Origin of the sequence: Streptomyces sp. NPDC057486 (assembly GCF_042802415.1) — a bacterium.
GTDB classification, from domain to species: domain Bacteria; phylum Actinomycetota; class Actinomycetes; order Streptomycetales; family Streptomycetaceae; genus Streptomyces; species Streptomyces yanii.
The window spans coordinates 1-24,402 of sequence record NZ_JBHVEE010000008.1; the positions used below are offsets into that span (position 1 = coordinate 1).

Annotated in this window: 19 protein-coding genes, 5 tRNA genes and 2 pseudogenes; 12 read left to right on the top strand and 14 right to left on the bottom strand. The window is 69.8% G+C overall.

The window, feature by feature from the left end:
* Window positions 1-152: 152 nt before the first annotated feature.
* Window positions 153-439, top strand: a pseudogene (locus ACFU6I_RS06180) (adenylyl cyclase); the annotation flags it as partial.
* Between the two features lie 199 nt (window positions 440-638).
* Here ACFU6I_RS06180 and ACFU6I_RS06185 read toward each other — a convergent pair.
* The 5 genes from ACFU6I_RS06185 to ACFU6I_RS06205 all read right to left on the bottom strand — a co-directional run bounded on the left by ACFU6I_RS06185 (window position 639) and on the right by ACFU6I_RS06205 (window position 6,010).
* Window positions 639-714, bottom strand: a tRNA-Lys gene (locus ACFU6I_RS06185).
* 91 nt (window positions 715-805) lie between these two features.
* A complete protein-coding gene (locus ACFU6I_RS06190) occupies window positions 806-2,326 on the bottom strand; it encodes an amino acid permease (protein WP_384362235.1) in 1,521 nt (506 codons plus the stop codon).
* 295 nt (window positions 2,327-2,621) lie between these two features.
* Window positions 2,622-4,721, bottom strand: coding sequence for a DEAD/DEAH box helicase (locus ACFU6I_RS06195; RefSeq protein ID WP_384362238.1), 2,100 nt, complete (start codon window positions 4,719-4,721; stop codon window positions 2,622-2,624).
* Between the two features lie 209 nt (window positions 4,722-4,930).
* Window positions 4,931-5,509, bottom strand: coding sequence for a hypothetical protein (locus tag ACFU6I_RS06200; protein ID WP_384362240.1), 579 nt, complete (start codon window positions 5,507-5,509; stop codon window positions 4,931-4,933).
* A 150-nt stretch (window positions 5,510-5,659) separates the two neighbouring features.
* Window positions 5,660-6,010 carry a metallopeptidase family protein gene (locus ACFU6I_RS06205; protein WP_030929660.1) on the bottom strand — a complete coding sequence of 117 codons (351 nt, stop codon included), beginning with the start codon at window positions 6,008-6,010 and terminating at the stop codon, window positions 5,660-5,662.
* A gap of 111 nt (window positions 6,011-6,121) precedes the next feature.
* Between ACFU6I_RS06205 and ACFU6I_RS06210 the strand changes: the two genes are divergently transcribed.
* The 4 genes from ACFU6I_RS06210 to ACFU6I_RS06225 all read left to right on the top strand — a co-directional run bounded on the left by ACFU6I_RS06210 (window position 6,122) and on the right by ACFU6I_RS06225 (window position 8,106).
* A complete protein-coding gene (locus ACFU6I_RS06210; RefSeq protein ID WP_384362450.1) occupies window positions 6,122-7,645 on the top strand; it encodes a metallophosphoesterase in 1,524 nt (507 codons plus the stop codon).
* A 176-nt stretch (window positions 7,646-7,821) separates the two neighbouring features.
* A tRNA-Glu gene (locus tag ACFU6I_RS06215) sits at window positions 7,822-7,894 on the top strand.
* Window positions 7,895-7,932: 38 nt separating this feature from the next.
* A tRNA-Asp gene (locus ACFU6I_RS06220) sits at window positions 7,933-8,007 on the top strand.
* Window positions 8,008-8,029: 22 nt separating this feature from the next.
* A tRNA-Phe gene (locus tag ACFU6I_RS06225) sits at window positions 8,030-8,106 on the top strand.
* A gap of 38 nt (window positions 8,107-8,144) precedes the next feature.
* On the opposite strand, the gene ACFU6I_RS06230 is transcribed toward ACFU6I_RS06225, so the two are convergent.
* The 3 genes from ACFU6I_RS06230 to ACFU6I_RS06240 are packed head-to-tail and all read right to left on the bottom strand — an operon-like array spanning window position 8,145 to window position 10,210.
* Window positions 8,145-8,993, bottom strand: a complete 849-nt coding sequence (locus ACFU6I_RS06230; RefSeq protein WP_384362243.1) for a cytochrome c biogenesis CcdA family protein — start codon at window positions 8,991-8,993, stop codon at window positions 8,145-8,147.
* Window positions 8,990-9,787, bottom strand: a complete 798-nt coding sequence (locus ACFU6I_RS06235; protein WP_384362246.1) for a DsbA family protein — start codon at window positions 9,785-9,787, stop codon at window positions 8,990-8,992. The genes ACFU6I_RS06230 and ACFU6I_RS06235 overlap by 4 nt, the downstream gene beginning before the upstream one ends.
* 60 nt (window positions 9,788-9,847) lie before the next feature.
* A complete protein-coding gene (locus tag ACFU6I_RS06240; protein ID WP_384362249.1) occupies window positions 9,848-10,210 on the bottom strand; it encodes a hypothetical protein in 363 nt (120 codons plus the stop codon).
* 153 nt (window positions 10,211-10,363) lie between these two features.
* Here ACFU6I_RS06240 and hrpA point away from each other — a divergent pair, with 153 nt between their 5' ends.
* From hrpA to ACFU6I_RS06255, 3 genes are all read left to right on the top strand, one after another.
* Window positions 10,364-14,296, top strand: coding sequence for an ATP-dependent RNA helicase HrpA (gene hrpA / locus ACFU6I_RS06245; RefSeq protein WP_384362252.1), 3,933 nt, complete (start codon window positions 10,364-10,366; stop codon window positions 14,294-14,296).
* 114 nt (window positions 14,297-14,410) lie between these two features.
* Window positions 14,411-14,485, top strand: a tRNA-Asp gene (locus tag ACFU6I_RS06250).
* 140 nt (window positions 14,486-14,625) lie between these two features.
* Window positions 14,626-14,919 carry a DUF6274 family protein gene (locus ACFU6I_RS06255; protein ID WP_384362255.1) on the top strand — a complete coding sequence of 98 codons (294 nt, stop codon included), beginning with the start codon at window positions 14,626-14,628 and terminating at the stop codon, window positions 14,917-14,919.
* Window positions 14,920-15,387: 468 nt separating this feature from the next.
* Here the strand turns inward: ACFU6I_RS06255 and bldC are convergent, their stop codons facing one another.
* Together bldC and ACFU6I_RS06265 are read right to left on the bottom strand one after the other, a co-directional pair.
* Entirely contained in the window at window positions 15,388-15,594 is a 207-nt protein-coding gene (gene bldC / locus ACFU6I_RS06260; protein ID WP_003949541.1) for a developmental transcriptional regulator BldC, read from the bottom strand.
* A 546-nt stretch (window positions 15,595-16,140) separates the two neighbouring features.
* Window positions 16,141-16,986, bottom strand: coding sequence for a hypothetical protein (locus tag ACFU6I_RS06265; RefSeq protein WP_384362257.1), 846 nt, complete (start codon window positions 16,984-16,986; stop codon window positions 16,141-16,143).
* A 176-nt stretch (window positions 16,987-17,162) separates the two neighbouring features.
* Between ACFU6I_RS06265 and ACFU6I_RS06270 the strand changes: the two genes are divergently transcribed.
* Together ACFU6I_RS06270 and ACFU6I_RS06275 are read left to right on the top strand one after the other, a co-directional pair.
* Window positions 17,163-18,245, top strand: coding sequence for a Leu/Phe/Val dehydrogenase (locus tag ACFU6I_RS06270; RefSeq protein WP_384362260.1), 1,083 nt, complete (start codon window positions 17,163-17,165; stop codon window positions 18,243-18,245).
* A 327-nt stretch (window positions 18,246-18,572) separates the two neighbouring features.
* Complete coding sequence (locus ACFU6I_RS06275) at window positions 18,573-18,830, top strand: DUF3073 domain-containing protein (protein ID WP_030979949.1); 258 nt, start codon at window positions 18,573-18,575, stop codon at window positions 18,828-18,830.
* A gap of 188 nt (window positions 18,831-19,018) precedes the next feature.
* Here the strand turns inward: ACFU6I_RS06275 and purM are convergent, their stop codons facing one another.
* Window positions 19,019-20,092: a phosphoribosylformylglycinamidine cyclo-ligase gene (gene purM, locus ACFU6I_RS06280; protein ID WP_384362263.1), complete on the bottom strand. Its 1,074-nt coding sequence runs from the start codon at window positions 20,090-20,092 to the stop codon at window positions 19,019-19,021.
* 60 nt (window positions 20,093-20,152) lie between these two features.
* Complete coding sequence (gene purF, locus ACFU6I_RS06285) at window positions 20,153-21,679, bottom strand: amidophosphoribosyltransferase (protein WP_384362266.1); 1,527 nt, start codon at window positions 21,677-21,679, stop codon at window positions 20,153-20,155.
* 344 nt (window positions 21,680-22,023) lie between these two features.
* On the opposite strand from purF, the gene ACFU6I_RS06290 reads away from it, so the two are divergent.
* A complete protein-coding gene (locus ACFU6I_RS06290) occupies window positions 22,024-22,260 on the top strand; it encodes a putative leader peptide (protein ID WP_384362269.1) in 237 nt (78 codons plus the stop codon).
* 19 nt (window positions 22,261-22,279) lie between these two features.
* A pseudogene (locus ACFU6I_RS06295) lies at window positions 22,280-22,603 on the top strand (sulfatase-like hydrolase/transferase); the annotation flags it as partial.
* A gap of 85 nt (window positions 22,604-22,688) precedes the next feature.
* Here ACFU6I_RS06295 and ACFU6I_RS06300 read toward each other — a convergent pair.
* Window positions 22,689-23,519: an META domain-containing protein gene (locus ACFU6I_RS06300; protein ID WP_384362272.1), complete on the bottom strand. Its 831-nt coding sequence runs from the start codon at window positions 23,517-23,519 to the stop codon at window positions 22,689-22,691.
* 37 nt (window positions 23,520-23,556) lie between these two features.
* Window positions 23,557-24,357 carry a sterol carrier family protein gene (locus ACFU6I_RS06305; protein ID WP_384362275.1) on the bottom strand — a complete coding sequence of 267 codons (801 nt, stop codon included), beginning with the start codon at window positions 24,355-24,357 and terminating at the stop codon, window positions 23,557-23,559.
* Window positions 24,358-24,402 lie beyond the last annotated feature (45 nt).

Sequence of the window (24,402 nt, forward strand, 5' to 3'; positions counted from 1 at the left end):
CCTGCCCTGGTCACCATCGTCGGCGTCGTCGTCGGTATCCGGCTGTGCCGCTGGGCCAACGCCCGGTACTTCCACCTCGACCGCGGCTCCTGCGGGCTGTAACCGAGGCCCCCCACCGACACGAGCCGTGGAGGTAGGGGCTCTCGCTCTGACGATCCCCCGGCCTCACCGAGGTCCGCCACCAGGAGAACCACGGCGAGGAGTGACGTCTGGGCGAGGCCGCCTTCGGCTTCGACGCCTGGCGGCCTCCCCACGTCCCTGGAGATCGAGGGACGAGGCGTCGGTGCGGCAGGAGGGCGCCGCCCTCCTGGACCTCGACTGCTCCGAAGCCCGGTTCGGCGGCGTCGACGAGATCTGCAGGAGCGAGGCCGGCCGCAACATCCTCGCCGAGCCCACCTTGCTGTTCTCCGACGCCGAGAGGCAGGAGAACGCTTCGGCGGTTCAGGGCCGTTGCTCAAGAAGGCGGACAAGTCATGCCGACGGAAGTCGCCTTACAGCACAGGGGCCAGGACGACGGCAATGAGTCCGTCCTCCTGGCCCCTGCTCGCTGCGGCCTGCCGAGGCACAGCCGCTCACGCATCGCTCACGCAAGCGCCCGAAAACGAGGCAGGTCAGAGGGTGTTCCCCTCCCCCGCCACTGGTAGGCCGTGTGGGACTCGAACCCACAACCAACGGATTAAAAGTCCGCTGCTCTGCCAATTGAGCTAACGGCCCTCGGCGAATCACCCCTGAGCATAGCTCGCCGTGGCCCGGCAGCCGATCGGGTATCGGCTGTCGGGCCCGTCGAGCCGCCTCCGGGGGTCGTTCATTCGGCGGTTATGTCCGCGCTCGTGCGCTTGTGATCCGGTTTGAGGAACCAGTGACGGGCCGACACGACCCACCACGTCGCCGCGAAACCCAGGACGACCAGGACGGCGATCGGGGCGTAGTTGAACGTCTCCCAGGTGACGGGGGACAGCTGCGGCAGCATGAAGAGGACCGTGATGACCCCCACCCACACCACCGCCACGATGCCGATGGGCCGGGACCAGCGACCGAGGTGCCAGGGGCCCGGGGTGAAGTCGTCGCCGCGCAGGAGGCGGAGCAGGGTGGGGATGACGTACGCGATGTAGAGGCCGATCACCGCGATCGAGGTCACTGCGGCGTACGCGGTGACGTTGATCAGGTACGGGAGACCGAGGGCCAGCGCGCCGAGTGCGGCGAGCCAGACCGCGGCCACAGGGGTGCGGGTGCGGGGGCTGACCGTGTGCCAGACGTGGGAGAACGGGAGTGCGCCGTCCCGGGAGAACGCGTAGATCATGCGACTGTTGGCGGTCACCGACGCCATCCCGCAGAACAGCTGCGCGCCGATCACGACCAGCAGCAGGAGCTTGCCGGTGGTGGCGCCGAGGGCGTCCAGGAGGATCTGGGCGGGCGGGGCGCCGGTCGGGGAGTTCAGGGCTCCGTCGTACGACTGGATGGCGAAGGTGAAGCCGAGCAGGAGGACGAAGCCGGCGATCCAGGAGGTCCAGATCGACTGGACGATGCCGCGCGGCCCCGCCGTCGCCGCGTCGTGGGTCTCCTCCGTCATATGGGCGGAGGCGTCGTAGCCGGTGAAGGTGTACTGGGCCATCAGCAGGCCGATCATCACGACGTAGAAACCACTGCCCCAGCCGGTGTTGTTGACGAACTCGGTGAAGACGAACGACGCCGACTGGTGCGAATCCGGTACGAAGGTGAGGGCGCCGACGATGACGGCGACCCCGAGGACGTGCCACCACACGCTCACGCTGTTCAGGATCGCGACGATGCGGACCCCGAACGTGTTCAGGAGTCCGTGCAGCAGCAGGATCGCGGCGAACAGCAGGATCGTCCGGCCGGGCGTCACCTCGAAGTCGAACTGGAGGTTCAGATAGGCCCCGAGGAACGATGCCGCGCCGAAGTCGATCCCTGCGGTCACCGCGACCTGGCCGAGCACGTTGAACCAGCCCGTGAACCAGGCCCAGGCCGCCGCCGAGCGCGGCGGGGCCAGCCGGTGCGCCCAGAAGTAGAGCCCGGCGGAGGTCGGGTACGCCGAGCAGATCTCCGCCATCGCCAGGCCGACGAACAGCGTCATCAGGCCGACGCCGACCCAGCCCCAGGTGATGACGGCGGGGCCCCCGGTGTTCATGCCGAACAGATACAGCGTCAGGCAGCCCGAGAGCACCGAGATGATCGTGAACGAGACTGCGTAGTTGGCAAACGCCGACATACGCCGGGCCAGCGTCTGCGTGTAGCCGAGCTGCGCGAGACGCTCCTCGTCGGAGGCGCCCGGCGGTGACTTGTCCTCGCCGATGTCTGTTGTCATGACCCCAGCGATGCCCTCGCCCCGGAGTACGCATGCCGCCGCCGTGGTTACGACTGGGAAAACATGGCGCAGCACGACGCAAGGGCGCGGCCAGCAGGCCGCGCCCTTGTACTGAGGAGTCGCCTCCGAGGCGGTGTGTACGTCAGGCGAGCCCCGAGTACATCTGCCGGCCGCCCCGGTCCTCACCCGTGCGGCGGAGCGGGTCCGCCCGTCAATCGAAAGCGGGCCCGGCTCCTGGAGAGCGGGCCCGCGTTCGGTTCACTTGTTCAGCTGTTCAGCGACGTGCGCGTGAAGGTCAGCCGTTGCGCTTCCAGCGCGGCTTGTCGTCGCGGCGGCCGAAGGAACCGGTGTTGGTGCCGGTGCCACCGCGGTGGTCGTCGCGGCGGCCGGTCGGACGGTCGCTGCCACCGGAGCGGAAGCCGCCCGAGGGACGGTCGTCACGACGGTCGCGGTTGAACGGACGGTCGCTGCCACCGGAGCGGAAGCCACCGGACGGACGGTCGTCACGACGGTCGCGGTTGAACGACGGGCGGTCGTTGTCGCGGTTGAAGGACGGGCGGTCGTTGTCGCGGCGGAAACCACCGGACGAACGGTCGTCACGACGCTGGAAACCACCACGGTCGCCACCGCGGTCGTCACGACGGTCACGGTTGAAGGACGGGCGGTCGTTGTCGCGGCGGAAACCGCCCGACGAACGGTCGTCACGACGCTGGAAACCACCACGGTCGCCACCGCGGTACCCACCGCGGTCGCCGCCCCGGTCGTCCCGGCGGTTGTCCCGGCGCTCGAAGTTGCCGCGGTCGTCGCGACGGTCGTCGCGCGCTGTGGGCTGCTCCGGTACGGAGACGACGGCCTCGATCGCGGCCTCGGCCTCGGCGGCGACCTCGGCGACTGCTGCCTCGGGGTCGTCGCCCCGCTCGCGCGCGGCACGGGCGACCAGGCGGTCGGCCTCCTCGCGGAGCTCACCGGCGCGGCGCTGGACGCGCTCCAGCTGCCTGGTCAGGTCGGCGACCTCGCGCTCCGCCTGCTTGGCGGCGTTGTTCGCGGAGTCGGCCTGAACCTCGGTCAGCGAACGGGCGCCGGTGATCTCGGCGACCTCCGGGTCGAAGGCGCCCGCGCCACCGACGATGTGGCGCGAGGCGTCGACGCCCGCGTCCTCCATCAGGCGGAAGATCTGGCGACGCTGGTGCGGCAGCGCCAAGGAGACGACGACACCGGACTTGCCGGCACGAGCGGTACGGCCCGAGCGGTGCAGGTAGTCCTTGTGGTCACCGGCGGGGTCCACGTTCAGCACCAGGTCGATGCCGTCGACGTGGATACCGCGGGCGGCGACGTCGGTCGCGACGAGCGCGTTGACGTAACCGTCCTTGAAGTCGGCGAGCACGCGGGTACGGGCACCCTGCGTCATGCCGCCGTGCAGCGCGTCCGCCTTCACACCCGCCTCGACGAGCTGCTCGGCGATGCGGTCGGCGCCCAGCTGGGTGCGGACGAAGATGATCGTGCGGCCCTTGCGGGCAGCGATGGCGGAGGTGACCGGCGCCTTGTCCTTCGGCTTCACGACGAGGACGTGGTGCGTCATGGTCGTGACGTTGCCCTGGGCGCTGTCGACCTCGTGGCTCACCGGGTTGCTCAGGTAGCGCTTGACCAGCGTGCCGATCTCGTTCTCCATGGTGGCGGAGAAGAGCATGCGCTGACCGCCGACCGGAACCTGGTCGAGCAGCTCGGTGACCTCGGGCAGGAAGCCCAGGTCGGACATCTGGTCGGCCTCGTCGAGGACGGCGACCTGGACGTTCTCCAGGGAGCAGGCGCCCCGGTTGATGATGTCGCGCAGTCGGCCCGGGGTGGCGACGAGGATGTCGACACCGCGCTCCAGCGCGTAGATCTGGTTGCCCATCGACGTACCGCCGCAGACGACCTTCATCTTCAGACCGAGCACGTCGCCGTAGGGCTGCAGCGCGTCCGCGACCTGCATCGCGAGCTCACGCGTCGGGGTGAGGATGACCGCGCGGGGCTTCTTCTTCTCGGTGTGACCGTCGGCCAGCGAGGCCAGGGTCGGCAGACCGAAGGAGAGCGTCTTGCCGGAGCCGGTACGGCCTCGGCCCAGGATGTCCTTGCCGGCCAGCGCGTCCGGAATGGTCGCCGCCTGGATCGGGAAGGGCGCGGTCACACCGTTCTGCGCGAGCTTGCGGACGATGCCCTCGGGCAGGCCCAGGTCGGCGAAGGTGATGGTCGGCTCGGAGTCGGTGGTGGCCTCGGTGGAGCCGGTGAAGTCGACGGACTCGGCCGTCTCGATCGGCTCGGACACCTCGGCGGCCTCGGCCACTACGGCCTCGGCTTCGGTGACAATCTCGTCGTTCTCGGGCACGACGGTGTTGTCAGAGCTGAAATTGGACATGCGAAATGCGAAACCTTCCGGAGTCTCGGCACGCGCCCATAACTCCGTGATTCGCAATTTCGACCGCCTCAATGCGGTCCAGCCACGGCAAGGGAGAGTACGCGCCACACGGCGCTCTTCTGTGTCGGCGCCGGGCAATGGGATCAAACGATCTACTACCATACGCACTCGCACCCACATCGCGCAAACCGCACGCTCCGGACCACCCGCTACACCGGCCCCACCTGGGGTGATGCCTCGGGAGTCCGCAGCGCCTCCATGTCGTCCGGCGCACTCATCGCGTCACTGCGGAACTGCGCGGCCGGCGACGCGGAGGGGACCGGAGGCGGATCCGAGGGTTCCGGATCCGGTGAGCCCGACGGCTCCGGGGTGACCGGCGCGGACGGATCGGAGGGCACCGACGGCTCCGCGGACGGCCCCGGCTGCTGCGGCCCCCCGCCCCCCGGCGACGGCGGCGGCAGGTGTCCGCCCCGGGTCGGCAACGGAGCACCGGACCCCGCGCCCGCATGCGCGCCACCGGGTCCGACCGAGGCACGCGCCGACGCGCTCGGGCTCGGCGATTCGGCGGTCTCCCGGTCGGAGTGCGCCTCCGCGCCCCCTCCGGTACGGGCCCGTCCCGTACCCGCCGCCGTGGAGCCGTCCGGTTCACCCGACGAGCCCCTCCGCTCGGCCGACCGCGACGGGGTCGGCTTCCCGCCGTCGTCGCTGATGCTCATGCAGCCGGTGGACGCGGCAATCGTCACTGCGGTGACGGCTGCCCATCGGACAGGGGCGGGCAACTGGCGCACGGGTGGCACCTCCGGGAGGCGAGGAGCGAAGAAGGGCGGGAACGGACGGGGGGCACTGTGCCCAACTCCCGTTCCCCCGCATGGGACACGCCCCACGCACCACCGACCCCTTCGGCGCCGGCCCCTTCGCCGCTGCCCTCCCGGGCGTACTCAGCCGTAACCGAGCGCGTGCAGCCGCTCGTCGTCGATGCCGAAGTGGTGGGCGATCTCATGGACGACCGTGATTTCCGTCTCGGCCACGACGTCCTCGCGCGACTCGCACATCCGCAGCGTCGGCCCCCGGTAGATCGTGATCCGGTCCGGCAGCACCCCGGCGTACCACTCGCCGCGATCGGTCAGCGGCGTGCCCTCGTACAGCCCGAGCAGCTCCGGATCACCGGGATCCGGTTCGTCCTCGACGAACACAGCGACGTTGTCCATCAGCCGCGTCAGCTCCGGCGGAATCCGGTCCAGGGCCTCGGCGACCAGTTCCTCGAACTCTTCGCGCGTCATCTCCAGCACACCGCCATTGTCACGTACCCCCCGCCCTACCGGCCCCGGACCGTCGCCCCCGCCCTGTCCCGCAATCCCGCGCCCCGCATGGCCGCCCCCGAACCCGGGCATACGCGCCCAATGGTCCGCGCCTCCTTCCGCGCCGCAGTCGCCCGCATCCGCCGTCACCACCGCTCCCGCTCCACCGCCCCCGGCAGTGGCCTCGCCCCCGCTCCGCACCCCTACGGGCGCGCGCTGGGTCTGATCGCCGTCGTCGTGTTCGGCGCCTGGCTGGGGCTGCTGGTCGTCGGCAGTGTCCGTACGCCCGTCGGCCCGATGGACACCACGATGGCCCTGCGCCCCTCCCTGAGCGGCGGCACGAAGATCAATGTGGCCCCGCTCGGCGCCCTGGAGCTGGACTCCCACATAGCCCCGGTCCGCCTCGACGTGCAGGTCGACCGGCTGGACCCGGTGCGCTCCGGGGCCCTGGTCCAGCACCCCGAACGGCTCGCCGGACTCCAGCAGGAGATATCCGCGGACGTCTCCACCGGCACCCGCGAGCTCGCCGTGCGCTCCGTCGTCGCCGTCGTCTCCGGTGCGACCGCGCTCGGTCTCGCCGTCTACCGCCGCCCACGCCGCGCGCTGGCCGCCGGTGGTCTCGCGCTCGCGCTGCTGGCCGCGTCGGGCGTCAGCGCCTATGCCACCTGGAACCCGAAGTCCGTCCTGGAGCCCAAGTTCTCCGGGCTGCTCTCCAGCGCTCCCTCGGTGGTCGGCGACGCCCGTTCGATCGTCACCGACTTCGACGTCTACCAACGGGAACTGGCCCGGCTGGTCACCAATGTGACCAAGCTCTACGACGCCACATCGACGCTCCCCGTCTACCGCCCGGACCCCGCCACCCTCCGTGTCCTGCATGTCTCCGACATCCACCTCAACCCCGCGGCCTGGCAGATCATCGGCTCGCTGGTCAAGCAGTACGACATCGACGTGATCATCGACTCGGGCGACACGATGGACCACGGCGCCGCCGTCGAGAACGGCTTCCTGGACCCGATCCGCGACCTGGGCGCGCCCTACATCTGGGTCCGCGGCAACCACGACTCCCGGATCACCCAGCGGTATCTGGGGCGGTTCAAGAACGTGCGTGTACTGGACGACGGCCGGGCCGTGAACGTCGGCGGGCTGCGGGTGGCAGGCATCGGGGACCCCCAGTTCACCCCGGACCGCTCCCTCCCCGCCCTGGGGGCGGCCGCCGAGCGGATGGCGGGCATGCGGCTCGCCTCATCGATCCGCAGCCAGGAACAGGCCGGCACCCCCGTCGACATCGCCGTCACCCATGAGCCGGAGGCGGCCCGCGAGACGGACGGCACGGTGCCGCTGGTCCTCGCCGGCCACGTGCACCACCGGCAGAACGAACTGATGGAACTCGGCACCCGGCTCAAGGTCGAAGGCTCCACGGGCGGCGGCGGGCTGCGCGCCGTACAGAACAGGAAGCCGGAGAAGGTGCGCGCCTCGGTGCTCTATCTGGACCGCGCGACTCGCCGTCTGCAGGCCTGGGACGAGATCACCCTCGGCGGGCTCGGCCTGACGACGGCCGAGGTCAGCCGCCATCTGCCGGGCGAGAACCGACCCGGAGCGACCCCTTCGCCCATTCGGTTTGGCTGACACGGAAACGCCGTAGTACAGTCTCCGACGTGCCCAAGGGCGCCGGTCAGGGCTTGACCGTTCTGAGACCCCAGAGGTTGAAGGAGAAGCGGAACCTCTTGAGGGGAAGCGGAGTCACATGCTTCTCACGTCCCCCGCCCGGGTGACAGGCGCAGAAGCAGCAACACTGCAGTTCTGCCCTCATCGTCTAGTGGCCCAGGACGCCGCCCTTTCAAGGCGGTAGCACGGGTTCGAATCCCGTTGGGGGCACGCACCACCTTGTGCGACACTTAGTCGCACAAAAGCTTGGTCCTGTGGAGCAGTTTGGAGTGCTCGCCACCCTGTCAAGGTGGAGGCCGCGGGTTCAAATCCCGTCAGGACCGCTGCAGCTCGTAAGTGCTGCGTGGCTGGGTAGCTCAGTTGGTACGAGCGATCGCCTGAAAAGCGATAGGTCGCCGGTTCGATCCCGGCCCCAGCCACCACCCGAAGGCCCCGTCCACCGGACGGGGCCTTCGCCGTGTCAGGCCTCTTCCCGCTCCGCCGAGTTCGCGTCCCGGCGGCGCCGGGCCCGCACCCCGAGAACCAGCAGCGCCACCGCCACCACCGTCACCAGCGCGGCCGCGTCCGGCACCTGCTCGCCGATCCGCTGCGCCCACTGCTCGACGGCGAACGAATCGTCCACGTCCAGCAGTCCGGGCAGCGCGGTCGTCCCGTCGTACGCCAGGAACAGTGCGCCAAGACCGATGAAGAACAGCCCCGACAGCGCAGTGGTGGTGTGCAGTTCGAAGCGGCCGAGCCGGAAGGCACGGCCGCGCAGCCAGGCGCGGCGCCCGAGGTCGAAGCGCTCCCAGACCAGCGCCAGCAGGAACAGCGGGACCGCCATGCCCAGGGCGTAGACGGCGAGCAGCAGTCCGCCGTAGACCGGGCTGGCGCTGACCGCCGCCACCGTCAGGACGCTGCCGAGGATCGGTCCGGCGCAGAACCCGGCCAGCCCGTAGACGGCGCCGAGGGCGTAGACCGACACGGCGGTCGTCGGCCGGATCCGCCCGCTGAGGGCCGCGATCCGGCGCGAGGCGAAGCCGAGGCCCACGATCTGGGCCACGCCGAGCCCGATGATCAGCCAGCCGGCGCCGAGGACCAGCTGGTCGCGGTGGCTGTAGAAGAGCCGTCCGGCGTACGAGCCCGCGGCGCCGAGCGGCACGAGGGTCGTGGCCAGACCCGCGTAGAAGATGCCGGTACGGGCCAGCAGCCGCGAGGCCGAGTCGATGGAGTAGGCGAAGAAGGCGGGCAGCAACAGGGCGCTGCAGGGGCTGACCAGGGCCAGCAGCCCGCCGAGGAAGGCGGCGAAGTAGCCGATGTCCATCGTCACTTGTCGGCGCCCCCGGAGTCACCGGAGCCCTTGGAGCCACCGTCCCCCTTGGCGTCCTTGGTGTTGGCGGCCTTGTCGGCCGCCGCCTGGACGACCTGCTCGAAGACCTCCACCGGCTGCGCTCCGGCCAGCGGGCGGCCGTTGATCAGGAAGGACGGGGTGGAGCTCGCGCCGATCCCGTACCCCTCCTCCTGGTCCTTGCTCACCGCGGCGGAAGCTGCCGCGCCGTCCGCGTCGCGCACGAACCGGCCGAGGTCCCGTACCCCCGCCTCCTTGGCGAGCGCCTTCAGCCGGTCCTTGCCGAAGCCCTTGTCCTTGACCCCTTCGGCGTAGGCGGCTGCGTGGAACTGCCAGAAGCGGCCCTGCTGCCCGGCGGCCCAGGCGGCGCGCGCCGCGGCCTCGGATTCGGCGCCGAAGATCGGGAAGTTGCGCCACTCGATGCGCAGAGTGCCGTTGGCGACGTACTTCTTGATCAGAGCGGGTTCGGTGTCCCGGGCGAACTTGCCGCAATAGCCGCACTTGAAGTCGGCGTACTCGATGAGGACCACGGGCGCGTCCGCCCGGCCCTGCGCGAGTCCGTCGCCGGCGTCGCGGCGGGCCAGTTTCACCAGTTCCGGGAAGACGCCGGCGTCCGGGTCGGCGGTGACATCGGCGACCGCGGTCGATGAGGAGCCGGAGCGGTCGGCGGGGGCGGTGGCGCGGTAGGAGATGAAGCCGAGCAGCGCGGCGGCGAGGACGACACCGGTGCCGTAGAACAACGGCTTCCTGGACGAGGAGGTTTTGGGCGTGGGCATGGCGAGACTCCGTGCTCGTGGTGCGGAAGGAGGTAAGGGACGACCGGGCGGCGAGCGCCCCTATACCCGCAGTACGGAGAGTTCCACCGAGGAGAGCGCGGCGCACTCCGGACCGCGCAGCCCGACGCATGTGCACGGCTCCGCGGACCCCTGCCAGGGAGTCGCGCTCAGCCCCCACTCGGCGAGACCGGGTGCCTGGTCGTGCGCGGCACGGGCCCGGACGGGCACACCGGGCTCGGCGTCGTCGTGCGTCGTGCCGTTGCCGCAGCCGGGCACCCCCTGACCGTCGACGGCCGGGGCGGCCACCGCGGTGCCGGACTCCCCGGACGCGGTCGCCGCCGTCCCCGCCGTGGCGGGCCCGCAGAACAGCCCCAGCGCGACCGCGAGCACCGCCACCAGGCAGCACCACTGCGTACGGGACACGGGCGACGGCCTTTCCACTGCGGTACGAAGATCAGTTGTCCGAAATAGTACGTGCTGTGATCAGGAGCTCCCCCGCAGTCACCGCGGCCGTGACGCAGACCGCGCGAAATAGGTTCGCCGTTCCTCGGGCCCGGGTGCGATCCTGGGACCCGTATGTCTACTTCCTTTGCCGATCTCCAGTCCCGACTCGGACACGTCTCGCTCCGCGACGCGCACCGGCTCGGCCGCCGCCTCGAAGGGGCGCGCCGGATCCGTAAGCCCGAAGCCCGGCAGGCCGTGCTGGACGAGATCGCCACACAGGCCGGGAAGGCAGCCGAGCGGCTCGCGGGGCGCGCCGAGCGGATGCCCGTTCTCTCGTACCCGGAAGAGCTTCCGGTCAGCCAGAAGAAGGACGAGATCCTGGAGGCGATACGCGACCACCAGGTCGTGATCGTCGCCGGTGAGACCGGCTCCGGCAAGACCACGCAGATCCCGAAGATCTGCATGGAGCTTGGGCGCGGCGTCCGGGGCATGATCGGGCACACCCAGCCGCGCCGGATCGCGGCCCGCACGGTCGCCGAGCGCGTCGCCGACGAGCTGAAGACCCCGCTCGGCGAGGCGGTGGGCTGGAAGGTCCGCTTCACCGACCAGGTGAACCCGGACGCGACGTATCTGAAGCTGATGACGGACGGCATCCTGCTGGCCGAGATCCAGACGGACCGCGAGCTGCTCGCGTACGACACGATCATCATCGACGAGGCCCACGAGCGGTCGCTGAACATCGACTTCCTGCTGGGCTATCTGGCCCGGCTGCTGCCCAAGCGCCCCGACCTGAAGGTCGTCGTCACCTCGGCGACCATCGACCCGGAGCGCTTCGCCCGGCACTTCGGTGATGCGCCGATCGTCGAGGTCAGCGGGCGTACGTACCCGGTAGAGGTGCGCTACCGGCCGCTGCTGGAGGAAGAGGGCGAGGACTCCGACCGCGACCAGATCACCGCGATCTGCGACGCCGTCGACGAACTCCAGGCGGAGGGTCCCGGCGATGTCCTGGTCTTCCTCTCCGGCGAGCGCGAGATCCGCGACACCGCGGACGCCCTGAACAAGAAGAACCTCCGCCACACGGAGGTGCTCCCCCTCTACGCGCGCCTGTCGCACGCCGAGCAGCACCGGGTGTTCCAGCGCCATACCGGGCGCAGGATCGTCCTGGCGACGAATGTCGCCGAGACCTCGCTGACCGTCCCCGGCATCAAGTACGTGATCGACCCGGGCAGCGCCCGCATCTCCCGCTACAGCCACCGCACCAAGGTCCAGCGGCTGCCGATCGAGCGGATCTCGCAGGCCAGCGCCAACCAGCGCAAGGGGCGCTGCGGTCGTACCTCGGACGGCATCTGCATCCGGCTGTACTCCGAGGACGACTTCCTGGCCCGCCCGGAGTTCACGGACGCGGAGATCCTCCGCACGAACCTGGCGTCCGTCATCCTCCAGATGACCGCGGCCGGCCTCGGCGACATCGAGAAGTTCCCCTTCATCGACCCGCCGGACCACCGCAACATCCGCGACGGTGTGCAGCTGCTCCAGGAGCTCGGCGCACTCGACCCGGACGAGAAGGATCCGAGGAAACGGCTGACGCAGCTGGGGCGGAAGCTCTCGCAGCTGCCAGTCGACCCGCGCCTCGCCCGCATGGTCATCGAGGCCGACCGCAACGGCTGCACGCGCGAGGTCATGGTGATCGCCGCCGCGCTCTCCATCCAGGACCCGCGCGAGCGGCCCTCGGACAAGCAGACGCAGGCCGATCAGCAGCACGCCCGCTTCAAGGACGAGACGTCGGACTTCCTGGCGTTCCTCAATCTGTGGCGGTACATCCGCGAGCAGCAGAAGGAGCGCGGCTCGTCCAGCTTCCGCCGGATGTGCAAGCAGGAGTATCTGAACTTCCTGCGCATCCGCGAATGGCAGGACATCTATGCGCAGCTGCGTACGGTCGCCAAGCAGATGGGCATCCACCCCAATGAGGAGGATGCGCCGGAGCAGGCGGTGCACACCTCGCTGCTGGCCGGGCTGCTGTCGCACATCGGGCTGAAGGACACCGAGAAGAACGAGTACCTCGGCGCGCGCAGCGCCAAGTTCGCGATCTTCCCCGGTTCGGCGCTCTTCAAGAAGCAGCCGCGGTTCGTGATGTCGGCCGAGCTGGTCGAGACGTCCCGGCTGTGGGCGCGGGTCAATGCCAGGGTCGAGCCGGAATGGATCGAACCGCTGGCCCAGCATCTGCTGAAGCGCACCTACAGCGAGCCGCACTGGGAGAAGGACCAGGCCGCGGTGATGGCGTACGAGCGGGTCACGCTGTACGGCGTACCGATCGTCGCCCAGCGCAAGATCAATTTCGGCCGGATCGACGCCGAGACGTCCCGCGATCTCTTCATCCGGAACGCACTGGTCGAGGGCGACTGGCGGACGCACCACCAGTTCTTCCATGACAACCGCAAACTCCTCGGCGAGGTCGAGGAGTTGGAGCACCGTGCGCGGCGCCGCGACATCCTCGTGGACGACGAGACGCTCTTCGACTTCTACGACCGGCGGATCCCGGAGCACGTCGTCTCCGGCGCGCACTTCGACTCCTGGTGGAAGCACAAGCGCCGCGACGAGCCCGACGCGCTCGACTTCGAGCGCTCGATGCTCATCAACGAGAAGGCCGGGGCCGTCACCAAGGACGACTACCCGGACTCCTGGCGGCAGGGGAAGCTCAAGTTCAAGGTGACCTACCAGTTCGAGCCCGGCGCGGACGCGGACGGTGTGACCGTCCACATCCCGCTCCAGGTGCTCAACCAGGTCACCCCCGAGGGCTTCGACTGGCAGATCCCCGGCCTGCGCGAGGACGTGGTCACCGAGCTGATCCGCTCCCTGCCCAAGCCGATCCGCCGGCACTACGTCCCGGCGCCGAACTACGCGGGCCGGTTCCTGGACCGGGCGGTGCCGCTGCAGGAGCCGCTGCCGGCCACCCTCGCGCGTGAGCTCCAGCAGATGGTCGGGGTCCCGGTCTCCGCCGACGACTTCGACCTCTCCCGGATCCCGGACCACCTCAAGATCACGTTCCGGATCGTCGACGAGCGGCGCCGCAGGGTGGCCGAGGACAAGGATCTGGAGGCGCTGAAGCTCCAGCTGCGCCCCAAGGCCCGCCAGGCCCTCTCCAAGGCCGCGGCGGCCACCGTGGGGCCCTCGGGCGAGTCCATCGAGCGTTCGGGGCTCACGGACTGGACGATCGGCACGCTGAACCGGGTCTTCGAGACCCGGCGGGCCGGCCAGCCGGTGAAGGCGTACCCGGCCCTGGTCGATCAGGAGGGAGCCGCGGCGGGCACAGTGGCCGTACGGCTCTTCGACACCGAGGCCGAGCAGCAGCAGGCGATGTGGCGCGGCACCCGGAAGCTGATCCTGCTGAACATCCCGGTGAACCCGGCCAAGTTCGCCTCGGACAAGCTGACGAACCAGCAGAAGCTCGCCCTGTCCCGCAATCCGCACGGCTCCATCCAGGCGCTGTTCGAGGACTGCGCGACCGCTGCCGCGGACCGGCTGATCGGCGCCCACGGCGGGCCGGCCTGGGACGAGGAGTCGTTCCGGAAGCTGTACGACAAGGTCCGCGCCGACCTCGTCGCGCTGACCGAGCACACGGTCGCCCAGGTGCAGCAGGTGCTGGCCGCCTGGCAGTCCTGCGAGCGGCGCCTGAAGGCCACCAACAGCCTGGTCCTGGTCAACAACGTCACCGATGTACGGAACCAGCTCGACGCCCTCGTGCCGCCGGGCTTCGTCACGAGGACCGGGCTGCGCAGGCTGCCCGACCTGATGCGCTACCTGGTCGCCGTGGACCGTCGGCTCCAGCAGATGCCGACGGCCGTCCAGCGCGACACCACGCGCATGGAGAAGGTCCACGAGATGCAGGACGAGTACGCCTGGCTGCTCGAACAGATGCCGCAGGGCAGGCCCGTTCCGCAGGAGGTCCTGGACATCCGCTGGATGATCGAGGAGCTCCGGGTGAGCTATTTCGCGCACGCCCTGGGCACCGCGTACCCCGTCTCGGACAAGCGGATCGTGAAGGCGATCGACGCCGCGGCTCCCTGATCGGGCGCCCCTCGGGGTGTAAGGGAGCCACCACCAGGAGTGAAGTCGACCGGAGCGGCCAATCTCCTGTACAGTCTGGTTTCGCAGGCAGCCGCAAGGAAGCCGCGAAAACCTGGTCCTGTGGAGCAGTTTGGAGTGCTCGCCACCCTGTCAAGGTGGAGGCCGCGGGTTCAAATCCCGTCAGGACCGCAGTAACGAAAGCCCGGATCCTTCTGGATCCGGGCTTTCGCGTGTCTTGACTCCGGCAACTGCCGACGGGTACTTCAGACAGCAGGGGCCGCCCCTGTTCCTCGGCGCGGGGCGGCGCGGTCCACCGGGAGGTGGCGCGGATGACGGCGTCCACGGCGAGGCACGAGACCCGCGCACTGCTGCGCGCCCATCTGGCGGCCGCTTCCGGCTACCGGCATCTCACCCGGCACTGTCCGGTCTGCCATCAGCTCCTGAGGCTCGCCATGGAGCCCCTGACGGCCTCTCAGTCCGTCCCGCTCCCCGAACCGCTCACGCCACCCGGCGGGGCCCCAGCGGCCGTTCAGGAGGTCGCGGCGCTCGCCGCCCCCATGACCGCCCCGGAAGAACAGAACCGCACCGAGAGGGCCGAGGACGAAAGCCCTGCCGCCACGTGACCGAAGGCGAGGACATCCGCCTCCCGGCAGTGGCAGGCTCGACCTTGGCAAGACTCGAGCCATGTGACGGGTGTCACTCAAAGAGTTTTGAGAAAGGGTGACTTTACACCCTTCCTACAACTGGCGAATTTAATATGTGCAATTGCACCACTCGGATGACGCTTCCGCGGGGAGGCCCGGAGGGCGGCCCCTGAGCCTCGGGCAACCCCCCGGAGGACCTGCCCGTCGGGGTCGGACGCGCCCGCACAGCACTCCGCGCGAAGCCGGAGCCCCGGTCGGCCGGCAGCCCCACGGGCACAAAAAAGATCGCGCTGGACCCGGCGGAGTCCAGCGCGATCGAACGACATACCCCGTATTGCACAGGTATGGCGCCCGTTGGGGCGGGCGCCCGTCGTGTGGAGCTATGGGTGGGCGAACGCGGGTTGGGGGACCCGGGCAGCCCGGTTGTGATGCGGCGACAGGGGTGTGTCAGGCCTCGCTGCGCTGCTGCGGAATACCCGCAAGCAGTGCGCGGACCTCTGCCTCGCGGTACCGGCGATGTCCACCGAGCGTGCGGATGGACGTGAGCTTGCCTGCCTTGGCCCAACGGGTGACCGTCTTCGGGTCCACGCGGAACATCGTGGCAACCTCAGCCGGGGTCAGCAGCGGCTCGGCGTCAGGGGTGCGAGCGGTCATGAGCGGCCTCCTCGGGAGAACCGAACCATCTCGGTTCTTTCCTCTAAATTCTGCACCTTGACCCGCGTTGCCCGAAATGGCGGACGCGGGCCGAGTCGGTTATAGGACGAACGGCTTGTCCTCGGCACTACAACTACACCATCCGTCCAGCCACGTCGGCCAAACCGATGGAATTGCCCTCCCAGGTGTTCATCAGCGACGGAAGCCGATGGACCATGCCATAGCGGACAGTCACACCACCGTGACGATCAGTCACAGAGCGATCAGGAGTCACCAGACCCCCCATAGCGTGCAATGCTGAGCAATCCGCCCTCAATTGGACGGATGGAGTCCTCCCCGGACTCCTTGTCCTATTTTGGCATGAGGAGTAGGGAAGGGCGCAAGGGCCCAGTTAGTGCTATCCGTCACCCTTGAGGCAAAGGCCCGGTTCGGGACGTAGGTCCCGGAGTCACGGGAGTGCGCTGCCGCCTCTTCACCCCCACCAGCCTCGTGAGTCACACAGACGAGCCGCAGGGGTGACCGGTTCCCGACCCCGCACCGCCGGACTCAACTGGCGAACTGACGGTCCCTCACGACCCGCCAGCGCTCCGCCAGCCGCCCGTACGCCGCACTCGCCCCTTCGGTGTCACCGGCCCGCAGCGCCGCGATGCCCTCGGCGACATCCGCGGCCGACCGGTCCGCGGCGAGCTGCTCCGCCGACAGCGCATGCACCAGACCGCCGTAGTCGAGCTCGACCAGCGCGCGCGGATGGAACTCCTCCAGCCAGCGGCCGACATCCACCAGGCCCTCGGTCAGCGGCGCCTCGTCGACGGTCTCCCTGAGCGCCTTCAGCGATCTGGCCAGCCGGCGGCGCGCCTGCACCATCGGGGTCCGGTAGCGGAGCACCGGCGCTCCCCCGCCCTCGGTCGCCTCCGCGTGCTCCCGCTCCTCGTCGGAGAAGAGGACGAACCAGCGCACCGGTACCTGCCACACCGCGGTCCGGATCCACGGCCGGGCGTCCGGATTGCGCTCCGCCCACCGCTCGTGGTCGGCGAGCGCCTGCCCGCGCACCACCGGCGGCAGCACCGCGTCGAGCACCGGGGCCGGGAACATCTCCGCCAGCTCCTCCAGCGCCAGCCAGCCACGCAGCCGGGTCCGCCACGGACAGACGCACACCACGCCGTCCACCTCGGCGACGAACGCGTCCCCGCTCTCGTGGACCGGCACCCCGACCGGCGGGGTGGCCGCCAAGTCGGCCAGCGAGCGGCGGAGTTCGTCCTGCGCCGTGGGGATGCGGTCGCGCCCCGCGTAGCGGGCCCAGTGGGCCCGCTCCGGCTCCGGGAAGGCGGCCAGCGGTTCGTACACCCGGAGGTAGGACGCGTAAGGAACGAGCACCGAAGACACCACCGACATGCCTCAGATCGTGTCACGCCCGTACTCCGCCAGAGGGTGATCCTTGGCACTGGAACAGATCTCCGTCCCCGTAGGACTTACGCTCGTGCCCTGTCGGACCGTCCGTGCCGGTCGGTCCGGGGCCCTCCCCACCTTCAGGGGGGTCTTCCGCCGCTTCGTACTTGGGAGTCACCACCGTGACCGATGTGACCGACGGCGTCCTGCACACCCTGTTCCACTCGGATCAGGGGGGACACGAGCAAGTCGTGCTCTGCCAGGACCGTGCCAGCGGCCTCAAGGCCGTCATCGCCATCCACTCCACCGCCCTGGGCCCGGCCCTCGGCGGCACCCGCTTCTATCCGTACGCCTCCGAGGAGGAGGCCGTCGCGGATGCGCTGAACCTGGCGCGCGGCATGTCGTACAAGAACGCCATGGCCGGTCTCGACCACGGCGGCGGCAAGGCCGTCATCATCGGCGACCCCGAGAAGATCAAGACCGAGGAACTGCTGCTGGCCTACGGCCGGGCCGTGGCCTCGCTCGGCGGTCGCTACGTGACCGCCTGCGACGTCGGCACGTACGTCGCCGACATGGACGTCATCGCCCGCGAGTGCCGGTGGACCACCGGCCGGTCCCCGGAGAACGGCGGCGCCGGCGACTCCTCCGTCCTCACCGCGTTCGGTGTCTTCCAGGGCATGCGGGCCTCGGCCCAGCACCTCTGGGGCGACCCGACGCTGCGTGGCCGAAAAGTGGGGGTTGCGGGCGTCGGCAAGGTCGGACACCACCTCGTCGAACATCTGCTGTCGGACGGCGCCGAGGTCGTGGTCACGGACGTCCGGGAGGAATCGGTACGCCGGATCACCGATCTCCACCCGGAGGTCGCCGTCGCCGCGGACACCGCCGCGCTGATCCGCACCGAAGGTCTCGACATCTACGCCCCGTGCGCACTCGGCGGTGCGCTGAACGACGAGACCGTCCCGGTGCTCACGGCCAAGGTGGTGTGCGGCGCGGCCAACAACCAGCTGGCCCACCCGGGCGTCGAGAAGGACCTCGCGGACCGTTCGATCCTGTACGCCCCCGACTACGTGGTGAACGCGGGCGGCGTCATCCAGGTCGCCGACGAGCTGAACGGCTTCGACTTCGACCGGTGCAAGGCGAAGGCGTCGAAAATCTTCGACACGACGCTGGCTATATTCGCACGTGCGAAGGAAGACGGCATTCCGCCGGCTGCGGCGGCCGACCGGATCGCCGAGCAGCGGATGGCCGAGGCACGGCGCGCCTGACCGCTCGTCGCCGACGGTCGCGGGGTCCCCACCGGGCGTCGCGACCGTTCCTCGGACGGCTGACCCGCCGACCGGCGAGACAAGACTCACGCCGGTCGGCGGGTCGCATGCCGAGAAGAGGTTAAAATCGCAGTTGACCAGCGAGGACGGGGCTTCTCGTTGGTCCTGTTCCGGGGCGTGTGATGCGGGCGGCGTACCGTATGGCCACGGAAGCAGGTACCGTTAAAGCCCTACGGGCACGGTCTCTCTGCCGAGAGTCCGTCCTGAAACATGAACGCGTGTCAAGACTCTGGGGCCGTCGAGCCCCGTCACCGAGGGGGTCGAGCCATGGGGCGCGGCCGGGCAAAGGCCAAGCAGACAAAGGTCGCCCGCCAGCTGAAGTACAGCAGCGGCGGGACTGACCTGTCGCGTCTGGCCAATGAGCTGGGCGCATCGCCTTCGAGTCAACCACCGAACGCAGAGCCGTTCGAGGACGACGACGAGGAAGATGACCCGTACGCACAGTACGCGGATCTGTACAACGACGACGACGATGAGGACGAGGACGACCAGTCCGGTCCGTCGTCACAGCGCCGCGGCGCTTGACCTCGCGCTGACACATCAACCCGGTCCGGGCCTGCCCGGACCGGGTTCTGTGTTGCGCTTTTCGGGGCCGATCGGAAGCTTGAGCCTGTTCGGCGACCCAGGGCAGGACGGTCACCGGACGGTACCGGTGCGCCCTGCCCCGTCGCATGTCCTGGTGCCCCTCCCGGCAAGCCTCGCCGGTCACGGCACTAGCGCGCGTACGCGCCGACCAGCTCGGCACCGGAGCCGTGCGTGCCGCGGTCCGTGATCTCGCCGGCCACCCAGGCGTCGATCCCGCGGTCGGCCAGCGTCGTCAGCGCCGCATCCACGGATTCCGCCGGGACGATCGCGATCATGCCGACGCCCATGTTGAGCGTCTTCTCCAGCTCCAGCTGCTCGACCTGACCGGCCTTGCCGACCAGGTCGAAGACCGCGCCGGGCGTCCACGTGGAGCGGTCGACGGTGGCGTGCAGGGCGTCCGGCACGACCCGGGCCAGGTTGTTGGCCAGGCCGCCCCCGGTGACATGGCTGAAGCCGTGCACCTCGGTCGTACGGGTCAGCGCCAGGCAGTCCAGCGAGTAGATCCTGGTGGGCTCCAGGAGCTCCTCGCCGAGCGTGCGGCCGAACTCCTCGACGTCGCGGTCCAGCGCCCAGCCGGCCCGGTCGAAGAAGACATGGCGGACGAGCGAGTACCCGTTGGAGTGAAGACCGGACGACGCCATCGCGATGACCGCGTCACCCTTACGGATACGGTCCGGGCCGAGCAGCCGGTCGGCCTCGACCACGCCCGTGCCGGCGCCCGCGACATCGAAGTCGTCGGGACCGAGGAGGCCCGGGTGTTCGGCGGTCTCGCCGCCGATCAGGGAGCAGCCGGCCAGCACGCAGCCTTCGGCGATGCCCTTCACGATGGACGCGACACGCTCGGGGTGCACCTTGCCGACGCAGATGTAGTCGGTCATGAAGAGCGGCTCGGCGCCGCAGACGACCAGGTCGTCGACGACCATGCCGACGAGGTCGTGGCCGATGGTGTCGTACACGCCCATCTTGCGCGCGAGGTCGACCTTCGTGCCGACGCCGTCGGTGGCGGAGGCGAGCAGCGGACGCTCGTAGCGCTTGAGGGCCGAGGCATCGAAGAGGCCGGCGAATCCGCCGAGGCCGCCGAGGCCCGCGACCTCCGGGCGCTGCGTCTTCTTCACCCACTCCTTCATCAGCTCGACGGCGCGGTCGCCGGCCTCGATGTCGACGCCCGCTGCCGCGTAGGAAGCACCTGTTGTCTCAGACATTGCCTGGGATCTTTCGTGTGGAAATACGGGGCTGGTGGCAGGGCTGGTGCGCGTGGCCGGTCACGGACGACGCAGTGCGTCGGCCGCGGCGGTCGCCGCAGGGCCTGCCGCCAGCTCGGTCTCCAGCAGCTGCTTGCCGAGCAGCTCCGGGTCCGGGAGCTCCATCGGGTACTCACCGTCGAAGCAGGCGCGGCACAGGTTCGGCTTGGCGATCGTGGTCGCCTCGACCATCGCGTCCAGCGAGATGTACGCGAGCGAGTCGGCCCCCATCGACGTGGAGATCTCATCAACCGTCATGCCATTGGCGATCAGCTCCGCGCGGGTCGCGAAGTCGATGCCGAAGAAGCAGGGCCACTTCACCGGCGGGGACGAGATCCGGATGTGGATCTCGGCAGCGCCGGCCTCGCGGAGCATCCGGACCAGTGCGCGCTGGGTGTTGCCGCGGACGATCGAGTCGTCGACGACCACCAGGCGCTTGCCCTTGATGACTTCCTTGAGCGGGTTCAGCTTGAGGCGGATGCCCAGCTGGCGAATGGTCTGCGAGGGCTGGATGAAGGTCCGGCCGACGTACGCGTTCTTGACCAGACCCGCGCCGAACGGGATTCCGCTGGCTTCCGCGTAGCCGATGGCTGCGGGCGTGCCCGACTCCGGAGTCGCTATGACCAGATCGGCTTCGACCGGGGCCTCGGCGGCCAGCCTGCGGCCCATCTCCACGCGGGAGAGGTAGACGTTGCGCCCGGCGATGTCGGTGTCGGGTCGGGCCAGATAGACGTACTCGAAGACACAGCCCTTGGGCTTCGCTTCCGCGAAGCGCGAGGAGCGCAGGCCGTTCTCGTCGATGGCGACGAGCTCGCCCGGCTCGATCTCGCGGACGAAGCTGGCACCGCAGATGTCGAGGGCGGCGGACTCGGAGGCCACCACCCAGCCACGCTCCAGACGGCCGAGGACCAGCGGACGGATGCCCTGCGGGTCGCGGGCTGCGTAGAGGGTGTGCTCATCCATGAAGACGAGCGAGAAGGCGCCCCTCACCTCGGGAAGCACCGCGGCGGCGGCCTCCTCGATGGTGAGCGGCTTACCGTCGTCGTCGGTCTGGCCGGCGAGCAGAGCGGTCACCAGATCGGTGTCGTTCGTCGCGGCGACCTGGGTGGCGCGGCCGTCCTTACGAGGAAGGTCGGCGACCATCTCGGCGAGCTGGGCCGTATTGACCAGATTGCCGTTGTGACCCAGGGCGATCGAGCCGTGCGCGGTCGCACGGAACGTCGGCTGCGCGTTCTCCCACACCGAGGCACCGGTGGTGGAGTAGCGGGCATGACCGACCGCGATATGGCCCTGGAGAGATCCCAGAGACGTTTCGTCGAAGACCTGCGAGACCAGTCCCATGTCCTTGAAGACCAGGATCTGGGACCCGTTGCTCACTGCGATGCCCGCGGACTCCTGTCCACGGTGCTGCAGGGCATACAGTCCGAAATAGGTGAGCTTGGCGACCTCTTCACCCGGAGCCCAGACACCGAAGACGCCGCAAGCGTCCTGAGGGCCCTTCTCTCCGGGGAGCAGGTCGTGGTTGAGTCGTCCATCACCACGAGGCACACCACCGAGTGTAGGCGAGGTCGACCACTGGTCCGAATTGGGGACACCCCGTCGGAGCACCGGAGAAGAGGCCCGAAGTGCCGTTCCGGGGGCCATGCGCGCGGTCACGGGCAGTGACGGAATTCGGCTGGCGGCGGAGGTCGGAGCCGGGGCAGGATCCGCCACAGGGCGGCTGACGCCCGGCCTACCGGCGGGTTACCGGCTACTTCAAGCCAGGGGTTGTCCCCGGGGGCGCCGGGCCCGGTGGTGGCGCTCGGTGAGTCCGCCGACGGGGCGCCCGGGACGGTGGTCGAACGCTCGTTTCGTGGTGAGCCTCACACCGGACGCGGGCCGCCGAGGCCGGTATGCGGCTTCTCCGCGCCGCCGGCGCCACCGCCGGATCCTCCGCGCGGGGCCGCGGGTGGGCCGTGCACGGGATCGCGGGTGCGCGTCGCCCCGGCGTCCGGAGTGCGAGACCGGCGCATGCCCCATTGACAGGCTCCTGGCCCACGCAGCCCCTCGGTGACCGTTCGGTCACGCTCGTGGAGCGCCGCCACGTCGATCTGGGACGTGTCGCGAGCGCCATCTGTCGCTGCGCCTGATTTTCGCCGCACGCACCCCCGCACCGGATCGGCGACCTGCTCCCCGACCCGGTTCAGCCTCTGCACCGGCCGCTATCCGGGCCGTACGAAGGGCGGAGTCGCCGAGCCCATCGCGGACCGGTCGGTCGGACTCGAACCCGCGCACCCGACGCTCGCCTCCCTGCTGCGCGGCGCGGGGTACGCCACCGCGCTGATCGGCAAGTGGCACTGCGGCTATCTGCCGGACTACAGCCCCACCAAATCCGGCTGGGCCGAGTTCTTCGGGAACTTCGGTGGGGCGCTGGAGTACTACTCCGAGCTCGGCCTCGGCGGCGAGTACGACCTCTACGCGAACCGGGCGGAGGCCGAGCCGGAGCTGCCGGCCGAACTGCGAGCGTCCTGGGAGAGGACGAACGCCGGTCTGCTGCCGTATCCGACGGGGTCCTGACTCACTTCCCGGGTGCGGATGCCGTCGCGCTGAAACCCTCGCCGCTTGCCGCGGTGAGGGTCAGCGTGCGGTGATCGATCCGGTACGTCGCCTTCCCCTGCAGGATCGCGAGCAGCGGGCGCTCCACCTCCATCTGCGGATCCGGGCACATCATCTTCGTGCCGACGATCCGGCCGAACGCGATGGTGGAGCCGGAGACTGTCGCGGTGCCGCGCAGCCGGTTGCAGCCGGAGCTGCCCTGCACCGAGCCGTCCTTGCCGAAGGTCAGCCGCGCCTTCTTCTCCGCACCGGCGGGCAGCGACGAGGCGACCGAGCCGGAGATCAGAGTGGTGACCGTCCAGGTGGTGCCGGTGAGCGGGGCCCCGGGCTCCGAGGTGAAGGCGATGGCGTCGCCCGTCGCCGTGGTCAGGGTGAGGGTCCGGTCCGACACGGCAGCGGTGAGTGTGCCGCTGAAGGTGCGGGACATGGCCTTCTCGAACTGGTCGATGTCCTTCCGGCAGCCCTTCGTGGTCCACGCGCCCGGGGTGACGTTGATCGTGTCGCCGTTCATCCGGGCGGTGGCGGAGAAGTGGTTGCAGCCGTAGTTCCCGTGGGCCTTACCTTCAGGCGTGATCACGACATAAGCGCCGTCCGGAGCGGCGGTTCTCCTGCCGTCGACCGTCATCGAGTCGACCTTCCAGTGGACATCGGTGACGGGCAGATCGGTCCGTACGGAGCCGCGGTCGTCGGACCCCGAGCCGGCACCGGCTCCCTGGCCCTGCTTCGTACCACAGCCGGCAAGGGCAAGAAGGGCCAGGACGCCGGCGCTGACAGCCATACGTTGTCTCAGCATGGCCATGTGACGGTACGGAGCGCCGATCCGGTTCCCCTCAGCGGAGCAGCGGCAGCAGGTCGCCGAGATCGGCCCGCTCACCGCCGGCACTGACCTCTGCCGCATCGAGCGCCGCCCGCCACTGCGTGCGTCCGGTCGCGAGCCGGATCCAGGTCAGCGGATCGGTCTCGACGACGTTGGGCGGCGTACCGCGCGTGTGTTTCGGGCCCGGGACGCACTGGACGACGGCGAACGGCGGAACGCGCACCTCCACCGAGCCGCCGGGCGCCTTCTCCGCGAGCGCGTCGGCGAGCAGCCGGGTGCAGGCGGCGAGTGCCTGCCGGTCGTACGGGATGTCGAGCCCGGCAGCCGCGTTCAGGTCGTCCGTGTGCACGACGAGTTCGACGGTGCGGGTGACGAGGAAGTCACCCAGCCGCATCACACCGATCCGGGTCGGCAGCAGCCGGTCCTCGCCCACGCCCGGCACGACCGCATCGAACCGGTCGGCGACCTCCGCGTACAACGCGTCGAGATCGGGACGGTCCACGGCGAGCGCCCTGGTGTCGTCGGCGATCCGGCCGGCCCGCCCCGCGGTCGAGAACGGCCACTCCAGCAGGGAGACCTCGGGCTTCTCGCCGGGAGGCTCGGGCAGCTCCAGGTTCCGGCAGACGTTCGAGACCGCCATGGTCAGATGGGCAGCCAGCTCCCGCACCGTCCAGTCCCCGAGCCGGGTCGGCAGGTCGAGCTGATCGGGCGTCAGCGTGCTGACCGCTGACCGGACATGGGCGAACTGCGCCTGTACGGCGGTGCGGGTCCGGGCGAGGTCGTAGCGGCGGGCGCGCTTCTGGGACGGCGGCATGGGAGCGAGCCTACGGGGTGTCCCCACGACGAAGCCCCCGCCCGG